This window comes from Ignavibacteriales bacterium (assembly GCA_026390775.1).
Classification (GTDB): domain Bacteria; phylum Bacteroidota; class Ignavibacteria; order Ignavibacteriales; family Melioribacteraceae; genus Fen-1258.
This window is the reverse complement of sequence record JAPLFF010000003.1, coordinates 722,082-745,739: the sequence shown is the minus strand read 5'-3', so window position 1 is coordinate 745,739 and position 23,658 is coordinate 722,082. Positions and strand designations below refer to the sequence as shown.

The following is a 23,658-nucleotide window of genomic DNA, read 5'->3' as shown; positions in this document are numbered from 1 at the left end:
GATTTTTTTTATGCGCAATTGTTAACTAAATTTATCAACAATATTCTTAAAAAGTAGGTTATGAAAAAAGATCTATTGGTTAAATATCTCACTTGTTTTCTCTTGAGCCTTTCCTTTTTCAAAATCATCAACGGGCAAACTATCGATCAAAAGTATTTCAACGGTCTTCAGTGGCGAATGATTGGTCCGCACCGTGGAGGAAGAACTGTTGGCGCAGTTGGTGTACGTGAGCAACCGAATGTTTTTTATATCGGTGTAAATAACGGCGGCGTTTGGAAAACAAATGACTTCGGCAGAACCTGGATCCCGATTTTTGATCAGCAACCAACAGGCTCAATTGGTGATATAGTAGTTGCACCTTCAAATCCAAATGTAATTTATGTTGGAAGCGGTGAAGGTGTGCAGCGTCCGGACCTTTCTATCGGTGATGGAATTTATAAATCAACCGATGCGGGTAAAACTTGGATCAATACCGGATTAAAAGATGCTCAGCAGATTGGCGGACTTGCAATAGATCCTAAAAATGAAAATCGTGTTTTTGTTGCAGCTCTTGGTCATCCTTACGGACCAAATACCGAACGCGGAGTTTATAGAACTCTCGATGGCGGAAAAACTTGGGAACGAGTTTTATACAAAGATGAAAACACAGGTGCAATCCAAGTTAGTATTGATCCAAATAATTCTAATATAATTTATGCTGATCTTTGGGCAGGCAGACAAGGTCCGTGGGAAAATGGCGAATGGAACGGACAGGAAAGCGGACTATTTAAATCTACAGACGGTGGCTCGACCTGGAAAAAATTAACTAAGGGTTTGCCAACTACAGAGCAAGGATTAGGAAGAATCGGTTTTTGCATTGCACCTTCTAATTCCAATAGAATGTATGCAACAGTTGATTCGAGAAAATACGGCGGCATTTACAGAAGTGACGATGCAGGCGAATCTTGGACAATGATCAACTCTGATGGAAGACTTTGGGGAAGAGGTGATGATTTTGCTGAAATAAAAGTTGATCCTTTTAATTCAGACATTGTCTACTCTGCAAATGTAGTGGTATGGAAAAGTGTTGATGGAGGAAAAACGTGGAGCGGATTCCGCGGTGCACCTGGCGGAGATGATTATCACCGGATCTGGATTAATCCTGATAACAGTAATATCATGCTGATCGCAAGTGATCAGGGTGCTATCGTCACAGTTAATGGCGGTGAATCTTTTTCAAGCTGGTATAATCAACCAACTGCTCAGTTTTTTCATGTTAGCGCAGACAATGCATTCCCCTATAACGTATATAGCGGACAACAGGAGAGCGGTTCGATCGGAATTGCATCGCGTGGCAATGACGGACAAATAACTTTTAGAGAATGGCATCCGGTGGGTGCTGAAGAATATGGTTACGTTATTGCTGATCCGAAAGATTCAAATATTATTTATGGCGGGAAAATTTCCAAGTATGATAAACGAACCGGACAGACACAAAATATATCACCTGAAGCAGTTCGCAGCGGGAAGTCTCGTTTTATTAGAACCGCGCCAATCTTATTCAATCCTATAGATAATAAAACATTGTACTATGCCGGAAATGTTTTATTTAAAACTTTAGACGGCGGAAACAGTTGGGAAATAATTAGTCCGGATTTATCAAGAGAAAGTTGGGATATACCGGCTAGTGTTGGTATTTATACTAAAGACGAAATGAAAAAAATGCCAAGACGGGGAGTTATATATACGGTAGCTCCATCATATGTTGATATAAATACTATTTGGTGCGGTACGGATGATGGTTTAATTCATGTTACTAGAGATGGAGGTAAGACATGGAAAAATGTTACTCCTCCGGAAATAACAAGTTGGAGTAAAGTTTCATTGATGGATGCAAGCCATACTGATATAAACACTTCTTATGCAGCAGTGAACCGTATTCGGTTAGATGATATGCGCCCGTATATTTATAGAACAAATGACGGCGGTAAAACCTGGAAAGAAATTGTAAACGGTTTACCCAACGATCCAATCAATGTTGTAAAAGAAGATCCGTATAGAAAAGGATTATTATTTGCCGGCAGTGAAACTGCTGTTTATGTTTCATTTGATGATGGAGAAAATTGGCAATCCTTACGATTAAATATGCCTGCAACATCTATAAGAGATTTAATAATTAAAGATGATGATCTGGTTATAGCAACTCATGGAAGAAGTTTTTGGATATTAGATGATATAACTCCATTACGTCAACTCAGTGTCGAATCAAAAAAGATGAACACGATTTTGTTTAAACCGCAAAATGCTTATCGAGTAAGATGGAATATGAATACTGATACACCGTTACCGCAGGAAGAACCTGCAGGGCAAAATCCACCGGAAGGAGCTGTTATAAATTATTATTTAGATATCAAAGCAAATAATGTTAGTTTAGAAATTTTAGATTCAAAAGGAACAATCATTAGGATGTATACTAATAATGATACCTTATACAAGATTCCGGATCTAAATATTCCACTATATTGGATCCGTCCTCAGAAAATACTTTCAGCAGAAGCAGGTTCACACAGATTTTTGTGGGATATGAGATATACACCTCTTAACGTTCCGCCATCATATCCAATGTCAGCTATTTATAAGAATACTGTACCTAATCCAACATCACCTTGGGTTATGTCTGGATCTTATACTGTTAGATTAATAGTTGATGGGAAACAATTTACTCAAACGCTAAATATAAAGATGGATCCAAGAGTAAAAACAAGCGAAAAGGATTTGCAACTTCAACATGATTTGAGTTTAACTTGCTATATTAATAACAAAAAATGTAGAAGTGCGTTAAAAGAAATTTCCGAAATGAAAGATAATAGGTCTTCTGAAATTGGGAAAGAATTTTCCAAGTATTTAAGGGCATTCACTTCATTGCATAATTTATTACAGCAAAGTGATATGCCGCCTACTTCTCAAATGATTTTTGCGTTTAATAATTTGGAAAAAGAATTTGAGAAAACTTTGAGTAAATGGAATTCGAAATAAATGAGAAGTATTAAAAAATTATTAATTACAACCAGTGTCTTTTTCTTTGTTTCAGGATCATCATTATTTTTTTATGCCCAAACAGGAAATATTACTCTTACTTTAAAAAACATAGATGGGACTTCAGCACCATTACCACCAGTTTTATTATCGCCTTCTAATTTAGAGACGGAAGTATCAACAACGCCTTCTTTAAGTTGGGCCGCATCGATTGGAGCTTCGTCATATCAAGTACAGATATCAACCACTTCTTCTTTTAGCAGTAATATATTTGATCTAAGTGGAATAACCGTTACTTCATTAAATGTAACTTCAGCTTTATCAGATGGTACTACATATTTTTGGAGAGTAAATGCTACGAACTTAGGAGGAACAAGTAATTGGTCCGTAAGAAGTTTTACTACTATGATTAATGAAACACGAATACCTACAAGAAATTTTGCAGGATTAAAATGGAATGTGAGTAATGGTGTTAGCGGACCCGGACCAAATAATTGGTTTAACGGAATAAATAGTATATGGATTGATAATTCAGAAAACCTACACCTTACAATTAGAAAAATTGGTGATAAATGGTATTGCTCTAGTATTTATGCCCAAGATACCACGGGTTACGGCGAATATTCATTTTCTGTTTCAAGTAATGTAGAACTGTATGACCCTAATATAATTGTAGGTTTATTTATTTATGAGAATGATTCAACTGAAATTGATATTGAATTTTCAAGATGGGGTGATGCCGGTAGTAATGCGGGTTTGTATGTTGTGCAACCATCAGAACCATTAATAAGCTCACATTCCTTTCCCTTAAATCTTACGGCGTCATCTTCTACTCATAAATTTACATGGACAAAGCAGGGTATAAAGTTTCAAAGTTATCAAGCATCGGGTGATTTGATTAAAGAATGGTCTTATAGAGGTTCAAACATTCCAATACCAAATCAATTAAAACCTCATATTAATTTTTGGTTAATGAAGGGATTGGCTCCAATAAATCAGAAAGATGCTGAATTAATTATAAGTAATTTCAAATATACACCAATTCATTTATTAACAGATGTTTCTAAGGATGAAGTTGTACCAACTGAGTTTAAATTATACCAAAATTATCCTAATCCATTTAATCCAAACACAAAAATAAATTTTACTTTAACTAGATCATCTCATGTATCGCTAAAGGTTTATAATCTATTGGGGCAAGAAAAAGCGCAACTGATTAACAAAGAGCTTTCAGTCGGTTATCACGAAGTTAGCTTTGATGGTTCAGCTTTTCCAAGTGGAGTGTATTTATATCGAATTAAAACCGGTGATTTTATCCAATCCAAGAAAATGATCTTACTCAAATAATCTCTTACACTAAAAGAAACGATTTTAAAAGCTAAATCCAGTAACCAATAACATAGTTAAAGGTAAACAATAATAATTAACTCAGTGTTCAAATTTCCCTAACTCGTAATGCTGATGGATAATTTATTTAAAAACAATAGGTAAACGAATTTTACTTAATTCCATAACCCATCAGTAAGTCGAGTGATTCAAAAAATAATATCAAAAGACCGCTTCCAAGAAGCGGTCGAATTGAATTGATTAGTTAAACAATTTTTTATACAGCTTTGGGTGATGGTCCGTATATATTATCACCATTATTTCCCTCTGTGCAAAAAAGCACTAATAACCATATAGCACCAATAATCGGAATTAATGCAATAAATATCCATCCGCCACTCTTTCCAACATCGTGTAGTCGTCTAACAGCAACAGCAAGACCAGGTATAATGATAGCTAAAATATAAATTAAGTATATCCAGCCGTAAGGCATACTCACTTCAGAATATACACCACTAATTTTAAATGTTGTGCCCAAAATATTATCAAGAATAATTGCAACTATAGCAAAGAGGAGATTAAACAGGACAAACATCCAATATTCTTTCCGCCTTGCGCGCCCTTTGAAGTTTGAGTAGTTATCTTTTACAACTTTTAGATACCATTCCATAGTCTTATTCTCCTTTTTAGTTATTTGTTTTTCCGGTTAGACTGTTTACGTAACATTCAACCGCCTTATTTATAAAAGACGAATAATTTACTTTTTTGAATTATATCTTCTGAGCAGTAGCTATAACAATTTATGATGAGAATAATTTGGAGTTGTTCGAAGAGGTTATTTCGGAGTGTATTCATCTCTCTTCTTAAAAGCATTTATTTTATCCTTGGGTGTTCTTATTACAAGTTAAAATAATAATCTGATTATTCAAAACTCATTCTATAATTTAAGTCTGTCTTATATATTCACAGTACTTCGGGGTGCAGGTTAAAGATTATTTGTAAATCCAACATAAGTAAATTTCTTCGTTAAACTTTTTATAACATAAATAGTATACCTAAAATTAAAGCTCAACAGTTTTTTTGTTGAGCTTTAGTACCGGAGGCCGGACTCGAACCGGCACCTGGTGTGAGCCAGACTGGATTTTGAGTCCAGCGCGTCTACCAATTCCGCCACTTCGGCAAATATATTTTTGAAAACATTATTTCGGGTTGGAAAACTAAAAAACTTAAAATGCATATCCAAATGGAATGTAAACTTCTTTCGAAAAGAAATAAACGAAGGGTCTTCTGTGAAGACCCTTCGCTATAATTATTTACTAGCAGGAATAGATAAATCCGGTCTTGGTTTCCCATTGATATGATGGAAACTGCGGACTGATGACAAAAATTTCATATACATTTCAGTTCCGCCCGGTTCTTTATTCATCTTATTATCAGTTTCTTTATTGTGAGTATAAAAATCCACATCATCTTTTGCACGGGTAGTAAAGACGATAGTTGTACTGTTATCTCCGAAAACAACTGACCATTGATTGTAAGCAACCGGGATATTCAATTTCTCATTCATTTTTTTATAATCGACTAGCAAAGCATTAGCTTCCGTTTCTTTACCAGGCAATAGTTCAAAAAAGTCCCAATGAATGAAACCAGCATCTTCCGGTTTCAAGTAAGGATTTTTTGGTGTGTATGATTCTTTTAATTCTACGATAAGAGTATTATTCCGATCTATTGTACCGGCAAAAGCACTGTATAACTTACCGAATTCTTTTTGGTCGGAAGCTTTAATTTTATCGTCCCACATTTTAAATAATTCATCAACTTCACCTAATCCGGAAAATGGTACCAGATACATATAGGTAAATTCGTCTGTTTGTAATACATCCCATGAAATACCCATATTATTTTTCTTAAAAAATTCGTTTATCCCTTTCTGTGCGTTCTCATATTCCATAACTTTATATGGGAATACAACATCTTGTAATACCAGTAATCTGGTTGGTTTTTTATTCTCCTGTGAGAATAAATTAACACTGGTAAACAAGATTAGAAAACAGATAAACAAAAATTTAATTTTGTGCTGCATTTGTTACTCCTTTCAAAAAGTATTTTGAATTTGAGGAATGGAATTCGTAAGTAAATTATCTGATATCAGTTTGATAGTCAATCAAAATATTATTAGTAGTGGAGAAAGGAGTTCTATTATATTATAAACGAATGAAATGTTTAGTTGATTAATCGCAGTTTTCAGGGTAATAAAGGGAAAAACGCTTTATAGAAAGTTTGGGCGCTGAATTGTAATTCAGTAATTTTACAATTATAGAATAAAATAGAAAATATGAATAACGAGAATAAAATGAGTAATGAATCCAAAGAAATATCAAAACCGAAGAATTTTATTTATGAAATTATAGATGAAGATATGAAGACCAACAAATGGGGAGGAAATGTTTGTACACGTTTCCCTCCGGAACCGAACGGTTATCTTCATATCGGGCATGCAAAATCAATTTGTCTTAATTACGGGATTGCCCGCGACTTCAAAGGCAAATTTAATTTACGTTTTGATGATACAAATCCCGAAAAAGAAGAACAAGAATATGTTGATTCAATAATAGAAGATGTAAAATGGCTCGGCGCTGATTTTGAGAAGAGAATATTATACGGTTCGGATTATTTTGAACAGATGTATCAATGGGCAGTTGATCTGATCAAAAAAGGGAAAGCTTATGTTGATGATCTTAACGCAGACGAAATACGCTCTTCACGCGGAACATTAACAGAGTCCGGTAAAGAATCTCGATTCAGAAATAGAAGCATTGAAGAAAATCTTGATCTCTTTGAACGAATGCGTAAAGGAGAATTTCCCAACGGTGCAAAAACTTTGCGTGCTAAGATCAATATGTCTTCTCCAAACATAAATTTGCGCGATCCGATCATGTACAGAATAGTTCATGATGAACATCATCGTCAAGGGAACAAATGGTGCATCTACCCGACTTATGATTGGGCACACGGACTTGAAGATTCGATTGAAGGAATTACACATTCGATCTGTACACTTGAATTTGAAAATCATCGTCCGTTGTATGATTGGTTCTTAGATGAACTTGGAATTCATCATCCGCAGCAGATTGAATTTGCACGACTCAATTTAAGCTACACAGTAATGAGTAAAAGAAAACTTTTACAATTAGTAAAAGAAAATTATGTAGATGGCTGGGATGATCCACGAATGCCAACGATAAGCGGATTTAGAAGAAGAGGTTATACACCGGAATCAATACGGAATTTTGCAGAGATAATCGGTGTAGCTAAACGCGATGCACTTACTGATATCGCTCTACTTGAATTTGCTATTAGAGATGATCTGAATAAACATGCTCAACGTGCTATGGCTATTCTCCGTCCTCTTAAAGTGGTAATTACAAATTATGTAGGCGAAGAAGAACTAGATGGAGTAAATAATCCTGAAGATCCATCAATGGGTATAAGAAAGATTCCGTTTACAAATGAAGTTTATATCGAGCAGACAGATTTTATGGAAGATCCGCCGAAAGGTTATCATCGTTTAGTTCAAGGAGGAGAAGTACGTTTACGTTACGCATATATAGTTAGATGTGAAGAAGTAATTAAGAATGATAAAGGTGAAGTTATAGAACTCCGTTGTACTTACGATCCCGATACAAGAAGCGGAACGGGCACCAGTAAAAAGAAAGTTAAAGGAACAATTCATTGGGTCTCTGCCAAACATGCATTGAAAGCTGAAGTCCGTTTATACGACAGATTATTTACTATTGAGTCACCGGATTCTGATAAAGAAAAAAGTTTCTTAGATTTTATGAACCCTAACTCATTGGAAATTATACCTAACGCTTTGATCGAACCGTATTTTAAAGATTCTATTAAAGGAGATCGTTTTCAGTTTGAGCGACATGGATATTTTTGTGTTGATACAAAATTTACTTCGAATGAAAAATTAGTTTTCAACAGAACTGTTACGTTGAAAGACAGTTGGGGTAAAAAATAATTTATGAAAGATAATTCTCCGGAAAAAGATTCATCATATAAGAATAAAGAAATCATTTTTGATGTGCTCGATTCTATTCCGGAATCAATTATCGAATTAGATGTTGTTGCCCAATCCATAACCGATTTAAAAGAAACTAAAGAAGCTCTTCGCGAAAGTGAAGAGAAGTACAGAATGGTATTTTCAAATGTACCGCTCGGCATTCTCCATTTTGATTCAACGGGAAGAATCACCGCCTGCAATGATAATTTTATCAGTATAAGCGATACAAAAAAAGAACAAATAATCGGCGCGTTACTTTCTGAAGCTTTAGATGTTAATATGGTCTCTGCAATCGAGCATACACTTGCCGGAACGATTGGTCATTACGAAGGTGAATATCTATCTAAAACTTCCGGTAAGATCACTCCAGTTAGAGTAAACTTTGCACCAATCATACTTGATAACGGAACGATCAGCGGTGGTGTAGGAATATTTGAAGACATTACCGAACGTAAACAGATCGAGCGAATATTCTTCCATGATATTTTAAATACTGCCGGCAGTTTAAACAATATATTAGAAATACTTGATGATGATACATTAGGCGGCGAAGAGCGGAAAGAGTTAATGAAAGTATTAGATGAAATCGCAAAAAGAATCATAGATGAAATAATTACTCATCGTCACCTTGTGTCATCCGAAAAGAGTAAGATCAAACTAAATGTACAAAAAATTAGTTCGATCAATTTTCTAAAACGCTTGTATGATTCATTTAATCACTCAGACATCTTGGGAAATAAATTACTCAAGATATCTCCTGAGAGTAAAAATTCTGAAATAGATACTGATGAAACTTTACTTGGAAGAGTAGTAAGTAATATGATAAAGAATGCAATCGAAGCTTCTTCTGCAGGTGAAACAATTACATTGAACTGTGGTAATCGAGAAGGTATGGTTTATTTCTCTGTTCACAATCCGTCTTTTATTCCGGAAGATATCCAATTGCAATTATTCAATCGTTCTGTCTCTACAAAGGGAGCTGGGCGGGGAATTGGAATTTACAGTATGAAATTTCTTACTGAAAAATATTTGAATGGGATAATCTCTTTTACATCAACAAAGAAAGATGGAACTGCATTCGAAGTATGTTATCCGCAAAAATTTATAGTCAGCTCCCCATCTATTTGATCCTATCCAATTCTGTGTCAATTCGTTTATTAATTTTATTCTTACCAAGTATTGTAACTATATAAAAACTTCTGGTCCGGTTCTTAAGTCCGAAATCGCTAGACGGAGAGGATGTATACGTTTCCCTTTGCCGATATTTAATTTTTCAGCTAATGTTGTCAAGGTGTATTCGTAATCTTCTTTTTGTGGATTATCTAACTGAGAAAAAAGTTAATAAGTTAGCGATTCTTAACCAACAACCTGATTCTTTTTATTAATATAAATCCAATAAAAAGAAATAGTGAATAACTTACAATCCAATAAATGATAGAGTAGAAATAATTAATTGTTACGGTAGACATTTGGATTGGAGAAGTTTTATATCTGAAAACGGGATTAAAATAAAACTTAGATGAATCATTTTTAACAACGACTCTAATGTATGTGTCGTTAGAAGTAAATGTATAAGAAGAATTAGAATTATTTTTCTCTATGTGCTTTACCTTCCCATTTTGACCAATAAAAGTAATAAGCTTTGCCGGTTTTTCTAATCCAATATTTATTGTAGAATCTACAAGAGTAAAATTTTTTAGATAATTATCTTCAAATCCCATGTGGCCCTGAACGGCAATATATCTACCAAGTTTTAATGCAGAGATAATGTCATCTTCTTTTTCCGAACTTGAATAGATATTATTCCAGTAACTACCAACTTCTAAATATTTACTCTTATCGTGTGAATCATCATCATTAAAACCCCAAACACATCTACCACTAGAAAGCACGGAATCCCAAAAATCTTCTGCTTCAGAAAAATGGGAATAAATCTCAAGAGCATCGTAACCATTTAGATTAGCTAGTTCGTGCGAAGAATAAGCATATCGTAACTTAGGATGATTGATAACTAAGAATTTACATTTGTCTTTTAATCTGTTTATTTGAAATTGTTTCTGATGAATAGTTTGATAGAAAAGAAAATTAAAATAATCAATTGAACGGGCGCCAATCATTAAAAAATGGTTCTTAAAAAGATTTATGCCATGTTCGTAATTTGGAATGTAAATGTTTTGGGAAATCAATCTAGGAGTCAATGAATGATAATTACTGATAGAAAGTAAATCGTAATTTAATTTTTTATATGCATTCCATAAACTGTCCGGTTCGTCTTTCCCAGCAGTAAGACCAAAAAATGCTTTTGTATGCGCGTGAAAATTAGCTTTAATTCTAATACCATTTAATTCTGAATAAGGATTATAAAGCTTATTACCGGAAAAGCTATGCGCCGCAGGAAAATCATAAATAGGACTGATTAAATAGGGGAAACATAGAAGCAACACTATGAAACTAATAACGAGTCCTATTATTTTTAAAATTTTCTTTAATTTCTTCAAAAGGAAAAAATCACCTTTTTAATTATTAATAATATTTGGCTTGTAGCCCAAGGTTGGTGTAATATTGTAAGCGCATAATAAGAAAAACTGAAATTAGTAATGAAATAATTAACTATTATTTTTGAAAAAATTCTATAAATTAAGATATGAAAAAACTATTCAGCCAAAACTCTTATGCTGTAATTATTTTTATTGGATCATTGATTTTAATCCCTCTATTAGGAAGGGTTCATCTTTTTGATTGGGATGAAATCAATTTTGCCGAGTGTGCTAGAGAGATGATAGCAACTGGTGATTATTTAAGAGTTCAAATTGATTATCAGCCTTTTTGGGAAAAGCCGCCGCTTTTTATATGGGCTCAAGTCCTTTCTATGAAGATATTCGGAATAAATGAATTTGCTTCACGGTTACCAAACGCTTTGATAGGAATAATTACTTTACTAGTATTATTCAACATTGGGAAAAAAGTATTTAATACAGAATTTGGCTGGACATGGTGTTTGGTATACCTAGGTTCTTTTTTACCTCTCTTCTATTTTAGGAGCGGAATTATAGACCCAATGTTTAATCTCTTCATGTTCTTATCTGCTTATTTCATCTATAAAAATTATCTGCCGAAAAACAAAAACAGAACTCCGATTTTACTTGCCGGAGTATTTTCAGGATTGGCTGTACTAACAAAAGGTCCGGTTGGATTTTTAATCCCATCAATTACATTTTTCATCTTCTGGATAATTAACCGCAAGGAAATAAAAATTCCGGTTATAGATGCAATACTTTTTGTCATAACTACAGTATTTGTTTCTTTAATTTGGTTCGGAATTGAAATAATTTCGAATGGGACCTGGTTCATTAATGAATTTATTAAGTATCAAATAAGGCTGTTGACTACCGGAGATGCCGGTCATAGCGGACCATTTTATTATCATTTTGTCATTTTACTTATCGGCTGTTTTCCTGCTTCAATCTTTGCATTTAATCATTTTAGAAAAGGGAAGCATATTGAAAATGATCAAAATAATTTACGAATAATAATGATTGTTCTTTTAGCAGTTGTCTTGGTTATTTTTTCAATAGTCACAACAAAGATCATTCATTATTCCTCTTTAGCATATTACCCAATTACATTTTTATCAACCATAACTATTTATGATCTTATTAAAGAGAAGAGAAAACTTAATGCAGGGCATTATGCGGGAATAATTTTATTAGGATTAATATACTCTGTATTGCTGATTGCGCTACCTCTGGCATTTATTTACCGAAATAAACTGATGCCATATATTACAGATGATTTTGTTAAAGGCAACTTAAGCATGAATGTGAATTGGTCCGGTTTAGAGTATTTAATTGGAGTTCTTTTCTTGATTTTGTTGATAGTGTCAGTCGTGTTCCTATTTAAGCAGCAATACAGAAAAGGATTGTACTTACTATTTTTAAATACAATTATTGCACTCTCATTATTTTTACCGATAGTGGTACCAAAAGTAGAAAAACATGTTCAAGGTGCACCAATTGCTTTTTATGAAAGCATTGCTGGTGAAGATGTTTATTTGAATGTTCTTGGTTTTAAAAGCTATGCTCATTTATTCTATTCAAAAAAACAATATAAAAATAGTTCTAAGGCATTAGGTCTGGATCAAGACGTTTATGAGAAATGGCTTAAAGAAGGCGAAATAGATAAACCAGTTTATTCTGTATGCAAAGTTCAAGATCAAAATGATTATAAGACTTTACCAAATATTGAATTAATGAAAGAAGAGGGGGGATTTGCTTTCTTTAAACGGCTTCCAAAAAACAAATAAAAAATATTCTGAATTATTTTTTATAAATACTAAAGTTTGCCAGTCCCATTCTTTGCATAAAGTGTTTAAATGAAACTGAAAGTACACCTAAACCATATTTGACACTTCTTCTAAAGTTTATAGAAGAAGCATCATCAAAATATTTTGTGGGGCAAGTTATTTCTGCAATTTCAAATTTTGCATAAATAATTTGAGATAGCATTTGATTATCGAAAATGAAATCATCCGAATTAATTTGGAAATTAATATTTTCTAATACAGTTTTTGAAAATGCTCTATAACCTGTATGATATTCAGATAGTTTTTGACCTACAAGCAAGTTTTGAATTAATGTAAGTGTTCTATTGAAGAAGTATTTATAGAAAGGCATACCGCCTTTTAAAGCTCCTAAGCCTAAAATTCTAGACCCTAATACAACCGGGTAAACATCATTAGCAATCAACCAAGCCATTGAAGGAATAAGTCTGGGAGTATATTGATAATCCGGATGAAGCATAATCACAATATCTCCATTTAGTTCAAGAGCTTTTTTGTAACATGTTTTTTGATTGCTGCCATAACCAAGATTGCGATCATGTCTTATTACATATTTAATTCCCAGCTGTTTAGCAACCATGGAAGTTGAATCTAGACTTGCATCATCAACAAGAATTACATCATCAACTATATCAAAGGGAATTTCTTTGTAGGTCATTTCCAAAGTTTTCTCAGCATTATAAGCCGGAAGCACTACTATTATTCTTCTATTGTTAATCATAATGTATGTTGTCTTAAAAGTATTTAGTTAACAGAAATAGTATTTATTGCTTTGTCAATTCTCTTTTGTGTTTCTTCTAATCCTATGATAACCAGAATATCGTAAACTCCGGGTCCGCCGCTCATACCGGAAACTGCAAGGCGAAGGGGATGGATTAATTTCCCAGCACCTATGTTTAATTCAGCAGCAGTTTCTTTTAGAGAAGCTTCAAAATCCTCTTTAACAGGTGTGTTAAGTTTTGCAAACGATTCATAAAGTTTTTTCATCTGATCAGGAGTTTCAGATTTCCAATTTTTCAAAACAGAGCTTTCATCATATTCGGAAGGAGCTTCAAAGAAGTAGGGAGAATTTGACAGGAATTCCTTAACAAAACTAACCCTTTCTTTCATAGTAGAAATTACTTTTAGCAGATAAGCATCAGGCAAATTGAGAGTTGAAAATTGAGAATTGAGAATTTCTATTCTTAACATTGTTAATAATTCATCGTTTGATTTTTTACGAAGATGTTCGGCATTTAACCAATTTAATTTTTCAATATCGAATACAGCTCCGGATTTGTTAACCCGTTCTAAAGAAAAATTTTCTATCAATTCATTCATATAATAAAATTCTTTATCATCACCGGCGTTCCATCCTAATAAAGCGACAAAGTTTACAAGAGCTTCTCTTAAAAATCCTTTTGCACGGTAATCTTCAACTGCAACATCGCCTTGTCTTTTGCTTAATTTTGATCGATCAGGATTTAATAATAACGGAAGATGTGCGAAGATCGGTTTTTCCCAACCAAACGAATCATATAACAATACATGTTTCGGAGTTGATGAAAGCCATTCTTCACCACGGATAACATGGCTTATCTCCATTAAATGATCATCAACAACATTTGCAAAATGATAAGTTGGGTAGCCGTCGCTTTTTATCAAAACTTGATCATCAACATTATTGCTCTCGAATTCAATACGGCTGCGGACAATATCATCAAAAATAATTTTTTGATTCGGTACAACATTCAAACGTATGACAAACGGAATTTTGTTTGCAAGATTTTCTTCGATCTTACTTTTACTAAGAGAAAGGCAGTGTTTATCGTATTTTGCCTGAGGAAGTTTTTGCTTCTGTTGTTCTTCTTTTAACGCTTCGAGACGCTCGTGGGTACAGAAACAATAATAAGCATCTCCTTTAACAATTAATTCTTGTATATATTTTTGATATATACCGAGACGCTGAGATTGTAAATACGGACCGAACTTGCCGCCAGTTTCCGGCCCTTCATCAAAATCGAGTCCGCACCATTTTAAAGCAGATATTAAATTTTCAACGGCACCTTCTACAAAGCGGTTGCGGTCGGTATCCTCTATTCTTAAGACAAACTTACCGTTGTTCTTTCTAGCAAATAAATAATTATATAATGCGGTTCTTAAACCGCCTACATGCAAATATCCTGTAGGACTTGGGGCAAATCGAACACGAACTGACTTCACTAATACTCCTTAGAAAAATGTCTTCTTACAAATATAAAAAAGTTAATGTGTTTCTTATAATAATTTGAACGGTGTTTACATTTGAATCTGAATTAAACTTTGTGATAGCTATCATCATCTATTTTCTTTTGAATAAAAATTCCATATGTTAAATTGTAGTAACAGTTAATAATTATTGAATTACCCTGTGCTCTGTTTATTAAATAAAAAACTCAGCTTTTCTTTAATATAAATATTCATAAACTTCAAAGGAGAAGGGATGAAGAAACATACTTGGTATTATTTCGTACTGTTAACGCTTTTTGCAATAATTCTAACATCAAGTTGCAAAAAAGATGACAATCCAAGCGGACCAGACAACACTAACAATCCTCCTGCACAAAATTACGCTTTACTTCTTGGCAGAGTTCAAAATGAATCCGGAACATTATTAGGTTCTGTTACTGTTACTATTCAAGGTAAAACGGTACTAACTAATGAACAGGGGTGGTTTAGTGTTTCTGAATTGACCGCAGGTACCAAAAAGCAAGTTTCATTCTCTAAATCCGGATATATATCAACTTATAAAGTCGTTGATGTGAATACTGGACAAAGTTCATTTATAGATGCAACTTTGGCGACAGCACCAACTTCTCAAACTGTTGCCAACACTGGTGGGACAATAACTCCTACCGGAGGTGGACAGATTACATTCCCATCCGGTTCTTTTGCAGATGCTAACGGGAATCCATTTACAGGACCGGCTATGGTTTCAGCAAAATATTTTGATCCAACAAGCACAACATATAATCAAGTGTTCCCGGGTAATTTTAGCGGCATAACTACATCCGGCACGGAAGCCGCCATCCAATCATTTGGTTTTATAGATGCTAATTTAAAATCCACAAGCGGTGCTACTCTTAAATTAGCCAGCGGAAAGACAGCTACTCTAACAATTCCAATTCCAACATCTTTGCAAAGTTCTGCACCAGCTACAATATCTATGTGGTGGTATGATACAACGGCAGCAGTATGGAGAGAAGAAGGTGTGGCCACTAAATCAGGAAATAGTTACACAGGTCCTGTTACACATTTTACCTCATGGAATTGGGATCGTGTTTATGATGTATGTTACATTACAGGTAGAGTAATTGATGGTAATGGTATTCCTATTCAAAATGCTTATGTAACTGCAGATGGAGTTGATTATACCGGACGATCATACAGATATACAGGTTCTGATGGAACATTTTCAATCGGAGTACGTGCTAATTCAACAGTAATTGTAAAAGCTACAAAAGATGGTACTACAAGTTCACCATTAACAATAACGACACCTACAACTAATGGCGGAACAAAAGCTATTGGTGATATTGTTTTATCTCCACCTATAGCTTCCATTACATTAACATGGGGACTAACTCCTTATGATGTTGACAGTCATTTATATATTCCTGCATATAATTCACAAGGTCCGGGACATGTTTATTGGAGTTCAATGGGATCTGCTACTAGTTATCCTTTTGCTAGTTTAGATACTGATGATAGGTATAGTTATGGACCGGAAGTAGTAACTATTTACAGAAAATTCCCGGGAGTGTATAAGTACATAGTTCACAACTATTCGGGTGAAAGCTCTGCACCGTTAGCTGGTTCTAATGCAAAGGTAACTTTAATAATTGGCGCACAGCTTTACGCATTTAGTGTTCCGACAAGCAATCCGAACGGTTATAATACTTGGCGAGTATTCGAATTAAATGTAGATGCAAATGGTGTAGTGACGATAACTACTATTAATGATTTTCAACCAAGTACTACTTCGTTACCAAAAATGGCCATACAGAAAAAATAATATTTGTTTGAATATTGATGTAAAAAAAGTCCCGCTAATGCGGGACTTTTTATTTATCAGAAGATAACTTCAATCAATAATTAGGCAGAAACATTTGTATAGTATTTCACTTTTTCGATGAATTCTTTGCTGTCGATTGGTTTTGGAATATAATCGGTTGCACCGGATTCTAGACATTTTTCACGATCACCTTTCATAGCAAAAGCTGTTAATGCAATTATCGGAACTTCTCGATACTCGGGTATTTCGCGAATCTTCTCTGTTGCTTCAAAGCCGTTCATAATGGGCATTTGCATAACCATCAAGATCAAATCAAATTTTTCTTGATGAGCCATTTTAACCGCATCTTCGCCGTTTTCAACAACTATAACATTCTCAAAACCATTTTTCTTTAACAATCGTGTAACAATTATTTGTGAGTGTTTATAATCTTCTGCTAATAATATCTTTATCACATTATCTCTGTGCATTACTTCTTCAACTGAAGGAGGTGTTTCATAGCGGTTGATCATTGCACTTATAGTATCTGCGAGATCTTCAATATTCGTAGAGTGTTTATCAAGCAGTTCTTCAAATAATCCTTCAATCTTGTAGAGGTCTTCTCTGTAATTCTCTTTACCGGTATAAATTATAATTGGGAGGTGTGCAAACTTTTTATCTGACTTAATCAGTTTGATCAATTCAAATCCGTTTGGCTCTGGCATATCCAGATCAACAATAGCCAAATCAACATCTTTATCTTTAATTCTATCCATAACTTTTGCAGAAACATTTTCAGCAATAGCTATAAATCCTGCAGATTCAATTGCCTGCTTAACTAAATTTAGAGTAGGTAAATCATCATCAACACAAAGGACATTTGAATTTTTTCTCAGTTTATAATTTGTTAGAACTTCAACAAGGTAATTGTAATTTATCGGTTTAATAAAATATTCTACGGCACCCATCATAAATGCTTTTTGTTGTTCCGGTTCAATAGAGCAAACAATTACCGGTGTATTTTTTGTCTGAGGATTATCATGTAGTTTCTTCAATAATTCGAGACCGTTTATATTCGGAAGTTCGATATCTAAGATAATGGCGAGTAGAGGTTCTTTATTGATAACGCCAAAAGCCTGTTCTTCTGTACTTACAATGGTTGGATTATAACCCCATTTATTTAGGTAATTTGTTAAAAGCTTCGATGTTGCATAATCATCCTCAATAACAAGAACTTTATTTACCGAAGTTGGTTTGGGTAATTGTGAGATACTGTTTCCTATTTCAGCCATTACTTCTCCATTAATAGTGAACGTGAAAGTATTTCCTTTCCCCGCAGTGCTTGTTGTTGAAATTTCTCCACCCAAATAATGTACATATTTTTTTACCAATGTTAAACTGAGTCCTGTTAAAGGAGAGTTTTTAAATCCCTCCATTTGAAAAAGAGTAAATGGATCGAATAGTTTATCAATTATCTTACTTTCAATAACAGTTCCGGAATCAGAGATAACAAATCTTACTAAATTATTCTGAATGACAGAAGCTATAACCGAAATTTCACCTTTAGTTGTAAGGTTTGTTGAAACAAAAAGGAAACTGCTCAAGATGTAACGCAGTTTCTGATCATCTAATATCACGGATTTATTTAATAACTTATCTACGCTAACTGAAAACGTAATTTTACGATTACCAAGATTTCTTTTAAATAATTCTACTATCTCATTGATAAACGGAATAAGTTCTACACTTTTTTGATTTCTGGTAACAGAGTTAGATTCGATCTTAGAAATTTCATTAAGATCATTAATGTTCAAAAGAATATTCTGAGCATTTTTCTTTAATGAATTAATGCTTTCAGAATTCGATGGAGATAATGCTGAGCCTGATAATGCGGAAGTAGAACTCATTATGTTATTGGAACTAGTCTTAAGTTCATTAGTAGTTTCTGTAACAATTCTAGCAAGAGAAGCTGTTGAATGTTTTGTACCACCGCGTTTTTCTAACCATAACAATATTAATGATGAAATAAGCTGAATGGCTTTTTCTAAGTTGTCTTTATCGTTTTGTTTAAATGCAGTTTTTTTAGCTACTTTGATCATCATCTTATCTAAATCTGAAAGATTGATCAAATAACATCCCTCATTACTTATGTTATCTGAAATTTGGATTGAACAATTACTATCAAGAATTAAAGTGTTGCTTTGAACTCCGGCGAAATGTTTACAGTTAGGACAGATGAAAGAATTGCCTTTGAGCTGATTTTTCTTAACACCGGCAGATTTACCTATTGGATGAAAAGAATTGTTATCACCTATAGAAAAAAGAGCAGCGCCATTTAGATCAAATTCATTGGAAAGGAAATTGCATATCTCATCCGGTAAAAATTCATCTCCACGGCGAGCATATTCGGCAAGTTCATTTAGCTTTATTAATAGGTCTAATTTTGCACCGGTCAAAAAAATCTCACTTTAAAAAATTATCAAAATTATTAACAGATTCTAAATTGAAAATAACCATTTTATTGAAGACTTGAAAATGCCAGGCAAACTTAACTCACATCTCTGCCCGGTAAAATTGCATCAAAGGTTATCTAAAAAGTAGTTGGTTATTTTGTAATACAGTTGAAGGGCATCCTTTCCACCAACACCATGCCCTGATCCTATATATGGATAATAATCCAGCGGTTTGTTTAGTTCGGAACATTTCTTAGCAAATAGAAGTGTGTTTTGCCAAACTACAGTTGGATCGCTTGTTCCATGAACTAATAAGAGTTTTCCTTTTAGATTATCTACATAATTGAGCAAACTCGCTTCTTTATATCCATCAGGATTTGTCTGAGGAGTATCCATATATCTTTCACCGTACATAACTTCATAAAACTTCCAATCAATCACAGCACCGCCGCAAGCACCAACTTTGAAAGCGCCGTTTGTTCTTAGCATTAAAGAAGTCGTCATAAATCCACCGTAGCTCCAGCCGTAAACACCAAAACGATTTCCATCAACATATGGAAGTGACTTAAGATAATTAACACCTGCCATTTGATCTTTAACTTCATTTGTTCCTAAATGACGAAAGACTGCTTGTTCGAAATCTAGACCTCTATTTGCTGAGCCACGGTTATCCAAAGTGAAAACTATAAAACCCTTCTGAGCCATTAAATAGAACCATAAAAAGTATCTTCCAGTGCCGAAAATATTTGTAACTTCTTGAGCATGCGGTCCGCCATAAACATAAACAATTACCGGATATTTTTTAGTCTGATCGAAATTTGGCGGTGTAATCATTCTGCAAAACAGTTCAGTCCCTTCATCGTTTTTAATACTGAAAAGTTTTGTGCTTCCCATCCTGTAATCTTTGTATGGATTATCTGTAGTTAGAAGATTTCTAACTAATTCACCTTTTTTGTTTAGAAGATTAACTAAACGCGGTGTTGTAACATTTGAATAAGTATCAATAAAATATTCTGAACTTGAATTTACAACAACATTATGTGTTCCGATTTCTTTTGTAAGACGATCCATTTTACCGGTTTCAATATTTACTCTGTAGTAATGTTTTTCCAGTGGACTTTCTTTTGTTGCAGATATAAAAATATTTTTACCGGATTTATCAAATCCGTTAAATGATGTTACAACCCAATGACCATCTGTTACTTGCCTTATTAAATTGCCTTCAACATCATAAAGATAAATGTGATTATATCCGTCTCTCTGCGATTCCCAAATAAATTTATCATTAGAATTCGGTAAGAATACGATTGGATTTAACGGTTCAACATATTCATTATCTTTTTCTTCAAATAAAATTTTGATCACTTCACCAGTTGCTATATCATACTTTTTCATTTGCATTTGATTTTGATCTCTGTTAAGGTGAGCAATAAAAAGTATTTTTTCGTCAGGGGACCATGCAAGATTTGTTAAATACTGATCAAGCGGTTCACCGGTTTTCAGCCAGACTGTTTTTCCAGTTTTGATCTCGTAAATACCAACAGTAACATGATGACTTGCTTGCCCAGCCATAGGATATTTAATGAATTTTAAACGGGCGGGAGTGTAAGTGAGATCAACCAACGGATAATCTGTTACCATAGTTTGATCCATTCGATAGAATGCTATGTAGTTATTATTCGGCGACCAAAAAATTCCCCCGTTAATTCCGAATTCATCCCGATGCACTGATTGCCCGTTAACTATGTTAGTATCTTTATCAGCAGTTATTTGAATGATTTGAGTATCACCGAGACTAAGAAAGAGGTTATTCCTTTTTGTGTAAGCAACTAATTTTTTATTAGGTGAAAGTGTTTGATCAGCTGCTCCATCTGCAACTGAATTTACATTTGTCAGTTTTTTAAATTTCAAATTGAAGGAATAATATTTTAATCCGCTACGGAAGTAAAATTCATTGGCAGACGACCAAATAACAGATGGCATAGAGAGTAATGGTTTTTCATTTTGCTTAGTAAAAAATGAATTTAGTTCAGCTAATTTCAGAAGAGTATCAGCTTTTGCACTTTTTGGTGTTGAAACTAGTAAAACGGATTTATCATCCGTTCCGTCGGTCCAAACATAATTATCTGTATTTGGAATCCAATTAAGTTGTCTCATGCCTGATAAAGCCGATCTGTTAAATGAACCTTGGACAACATCTTCTACAGTAAAAAGTTTTTCCTGAGGAATTATTTGAGTTGAGATTACAAATAATAAAACAGTAAACATTTTTAGAGGATTCATGTTAATTCTCCAATATCAGTATTAGTAATGAAATTATGTTTAAAATAAAAAAGGGGTTTATAAACCCCTTCGAAAAGTTACTTTTTATTGTTATTGTTTGGACTGGCTCTATGAACCAAAATATTGTCTATTAACTTATACTCTTTTGCTTCTTCAGCATTAAGAAAATAATCGCGGTCGCAATCTCTCGAAATCTGGTCATAAGTTTTTCCGGTATTATCAACAAGAATTTTATAAAGTGTTTCTCTTGTCTTGATCATTTCCTTTGCGTGGATTTCGATATCAGTAGTTTGTCCTTGCAATCCGCCAACCCATGGTTGATGTATCATGATTTTAGAATTTGGAAGGGAAGAACGTTTTCCTGATTCACCTCCGGCAAGCAGAACAGCACCCATACTTGCTGCTAATCCAACACAAATAGTTGAGACTTTTGAGCGAACATATTTCATTGTATCATAAATTGCAAGACCGGCAGAAACACTTCCACCAGGTGAATTGATATAAAGATAAATATCTTTATCAGGATCTTCTGCTTCAAGAAAAAGTAATTGTGCAATTGTTAAACTTGCAATATGATCATCAATTGCAGTTCCAAGGAAGATGATACGTTCTCTCAATAGACGGGAAAAAATATCCATCCCTCTTTCACCGCGGCCTGTTTGTTCAATTACATAAGGAACAAGCTGGTTATAGATTTCAAATTTTTGGTTCATTTGAGTTTGTGTAAGAATATTATGCTTCATTTGATTTTTCCTTTTTCTCTTTAATTTTTTCTTCAGCATTAACTTCTTTGATCTTTGTTTGTTCTTTCAAGTACTTAATCACTTTTTCTTCCAGTAACATTTCCGAACGATTAGTGTCTTTATAATATTTTACAAGCTTGGCAACTGAAATTCCAATTGTTTCAGCTTCCTTCTTGGCTAATTCTTCTAATTCTGAATCTTCAACTTTAATATTTTCAGCTTCGGCAAGATTTTCTAAAATGATTTGCCATTTAGAATTCCAATCAGCTCTTGGTTTATAATATTCAGTAACTGCTTGTTCATCAAAGTTAGGCATTTTATAACGTTTAGAATTTTCTCTTTCCAACTCTACCATTCTCTTATGAACAGAACTTACATAACCGGGCGGAGGAGTGAATTCATTATTCTTTACAATTTCACCGAGCAAATTGTTAGTAAAAATCTCATCAGATTGTTTGATGTAGTAATCTTCAATATTTTTTCTGAGGAATGAATTAAGTTCTTCTGGAGTTGAAGCTTTATCACCGGAGATCTTTTTCACAATTTCTTCAGTGAGTTCAGGCTTAACTTGTTTTTCTATCTTAATAACATCAGCTAAATAATTAAACTCTTCTCTATGAAGTTCTTCACCGTGATAATGTTCATCAGTAAAAGTAAAATTAAATAATTCACCAACCTTTTTACCTTGTGCGTTTTCTTTGATTTGCGGATTAACTTTTTCGTCAGTTAAATCAATAATCATATTCTCGCTTCGGTGTCCAATCATTGGTATACCTTGAGCATCCATTCTTTGCAGATTGACTGTTATCCTAAAATTTATGTTTTCTATTTTATCAGCAGCTTCAAATTTAAAATGCGGTTTTAATAAGAAATCAATTTCACGTTCTACTTCACCGTCTTTTATTTTGAAAATGGGTTTTTCAATTTCTAAACCTTTATAACTTTTAAGATTTAGTTTTGGTTTTATTTCATACTTAACCTTAAAGAATAGTTTAGTCCCCGGGACAAAATCGAGATCCATCATTTGCGGAGTACTGATAGGTTTTAAATTTTGTTGATCAATAGCATTCCAAAATTTTTTATTCGCAATTTTTTCACTTGCTTTATATTCAATAGCTTCTCCATAAAGTTTTTTAATCATTCCCATCGGCGCTTTCCCTTTTCTAAAACCGTCTATGGTAATGGTCTTTCTTTCTTCATCGTAAGCATCATTGATTTCCGGAAGGATTTCATCGTAATTCAGATTTACTTCAACTTCTTGCTGAGAATCTGATAGTTGATTCACTTTAATGTCCAAAAATACCTCGTTATTGTAGTGTTTTAATTAGTAATTAGTGCGAGACGGGGGACTCGAACCCCCACATCTCTCGATACTAGATCCTAAGTCTAGCGCGTCTGCCAATTCCGCCAGTCTCGCA

General features: G+C 33.8%; 15 protein-coding genes and 2 tRNA genes. 6 read left to right on the top strand and 11 right to left on the bottom strand.

Annotated features, from left to right (window positions below):
- Positions 1-60: 60 nt before the first annotated feature.
- Both NTZ27_03650 and NTZ27_03645 read left to right on the top strand, forming a co-directional pair.
- A complete protein-coding gene (locus NTZ27_03650) occupies positions 61-3,015 on the top strand; it encodes a hypothetical protein (GenBank protein ID MCX6173830.1) in 2,955 nt (984 codons plus the stop codon).
- The gene (locus tag NTZ27_03645; protein MCX6173829.1) at positions 3,016-4,362 is read left to right on the top strand and encodes a T9SS type A sorting domain-containing protein; all 1,347 of its coding nucleotides are present in this window, start codon (positions 3,016-3,018) and stop codon (positions 4,360-4,362) included.
- 256 nt (positions 4,363-4,618) lie between these two features.
- On the opposite strand, the gene NTZ27_03640 is transcribed toward NTZ27_03645, so the two are convergent.
- The 3 genes from NTZ27_03640 to NTZ27_03630 form a co-directional block, all read right to left on the bottom strand.
- Positions 4,619-5,011, bottom strand: coding sequence for a DUF805 domain-containing protein (locus tag NTZ27_03640; GenBank protein ID MCX6173828.1), 393 nt, complete (start codon positions 5,009-5,011; stop codon positions 4,619-4,621).
- 424 nt (positions 5,012-5,435) lie between these two features.
- Positions 5,436-5,521: transfer RNA gene (locus NTZ27_03635), tRNA-Leu, on the bottom strand.
- Positions 5,522-5,650: 129 nt separating this feature from the next.
- A complete protein-coding gene (locus NTZ27_03630) occupies positions 5,651-6,424 on the bottom strand; it encodes a hypothetical protein (GenBank protein ID MCX6173827.1) in 774 nt (257 codons plus the stop codon).
- 270 nt (positions 6,425-6,694) lie between these two features.
- Between NTZ27_03630 and NTZ27_03625 the strand changes: the two genes are divergently transcribed.
- Both NTZ27_03625 and NTZ27_03620 read left to right on the top strand, forming a co-directional pair.
- On the top strand, positions 6,695-8,368 hold the full coding sequence (locus NTZ27_03625) for a glutamine--tRNA ligase/YqeY domain fusion protein (protein ID MCX6173826.1): 1,674 nt from the start codon (positions 6,695-6,697) through the stop codon (positions 8,366-8,368).
- A gap of 3 nt (positions 8,369-8,371) precedes the next feature.
- Entirely contained in the window at positions 8,372-9,538 is a 1,167-nt protein-coding gene (locus tag NTZ27_03620) for a PAS domain S-box protein (GenBank protein ID MCX6173825.1), read from the top strand.
- Between the two features lie 218 nt (positions 9,539-9,756).
- Here the strand turns inward: NTZ27_03620 and NTZ27_03615 are convergent, their stop codons facing one another.
- Positions 9,757-10,908, bottom strand: coding sequence for a hypothetical protein (locus tag NTZ27_03615; GenBank protein MCX6173824.1), 1,152 nt, complete (start codon positions 10,906-10,908; stop codon positions 9,757-9,759).
- 146 nt (positions 10,909-11,054) lie between these two features.
- Between NTZ27_03615 and NTZ27_03610 the strand changes: the two genes are divergently transcribed.
- Complete coding sequence (locus NTZ27_03610) at positions 11,055-12,713, top strand: glycosyltransferase family 39 protein (protein MCX6173823.1); 1,659 nt, start codon at positions 11,055-11,057, stop codon at positions 12,711-12,713.
- 13 nt (positions 12,714-12,726) lie between these two features.
- On the opposite strand, the gene NTZ27_03605 is transcribed toward NTZ27_03610, so the two are convergent.
- Both NTZ27_03605 and gltX read right to left on the bottom strand, forming a co-directional pair.
- Positions 12,727-13,470, bottom strand: coding sequence for a glycosyltransferase family 2 protein (locus NTZ27_03605; protein MCX6173822.1), 744 nt, complete (start codon positions 13,468-13,470; stop codon positions 12,727-12,729).
- A gap of 23 nt (positions 13,471-13,493) precedes the next feature.
- On the bottom strand, positions 13,494-14,951 hold the full coding sequence (gene gltX / locus NTZ27_03600; protein MCX6173821.1) for a glutamate--tRNA ligase: 1,458 nt from the start codon (positions 14,949-14,951) through the stop codon (positions 13,494-13,496).
- Positions 14,952-15,210: 259 nt separating this feature from the next.
- Here gltX and NTZ27_03595 point away from each other — a divergent pair, with 259 nt between their 5' ends.
- Positions 15,211-16,782, top strand: a complete 1,572-nt coding sequence (locus NTZ27_03595; GenBank protein MCX6173820.1) for a carboxypeptidase regulatory-like domain-containing protein — start codon at positions 15,211-15,213, stop codon at positions 16,780-16,782.
- A gap of 80 nt (positions 16,783-16,862) precedes the next feature.
- On the opposite strand, the gene NTZ27_03590 is transcribed toward NTZ27_03595, so the two are convergent.
- From NTZ27_03590 to NTZ27_03570, 5 genes are all read right to left on the bottom strand, one after another.
- Entirely contained in the window at positions 16,863-19,217 is a 2,355-nt protein-coding gene (locus tag NTZ27_03590) for a response regulator (protein ID MCX6173819.1), read from the bottom strand.
- Positions 19,218-19,340: 123 nt separating this feature from the next.
- Entirely contained in the window at positions 19,341-21,497 is a 2,157-nt protein-coding gene (locus tag NTZ27_03585) for a S9 family peptidase (GenBank protein ID MCX6173818.1), read from the bottom strand.
- 77 nt (positions 21,498-21,574) lie between these two features.
- Positions 21,575-22,210: an ATP-dependent Clp protease proteolytic subunit gene (locus NTZ27_03580; protein MCX6173817.1), complete on the bottom strand. Its 636-nt coding sequence runs from the start codon at positions 22,208-22,210 to the stop codon at positions 21,575-21,577.
- A 19-nt stretch (positions 22,211-22,229) separates the two neighbouring features.
- Positions 22,230-23,525, bottom strand: a complete 1,296-nt coding sequence (tig, locus tag NTZ27_03575; protein ID MCX6173816.1) for a trigger factor — start codon at positions 23,523-23,525, stop codon at positions 22,230-22,232.
- 50 nt (positions 23,526-23,575) lie between these two features.
- Positions 23,576-23,657, bottom strand: a tRNA-Leu gene (locus NTZ27_03570).
- Between the last annotated feature and the right edge of the window lies 1 nt (position 23,658).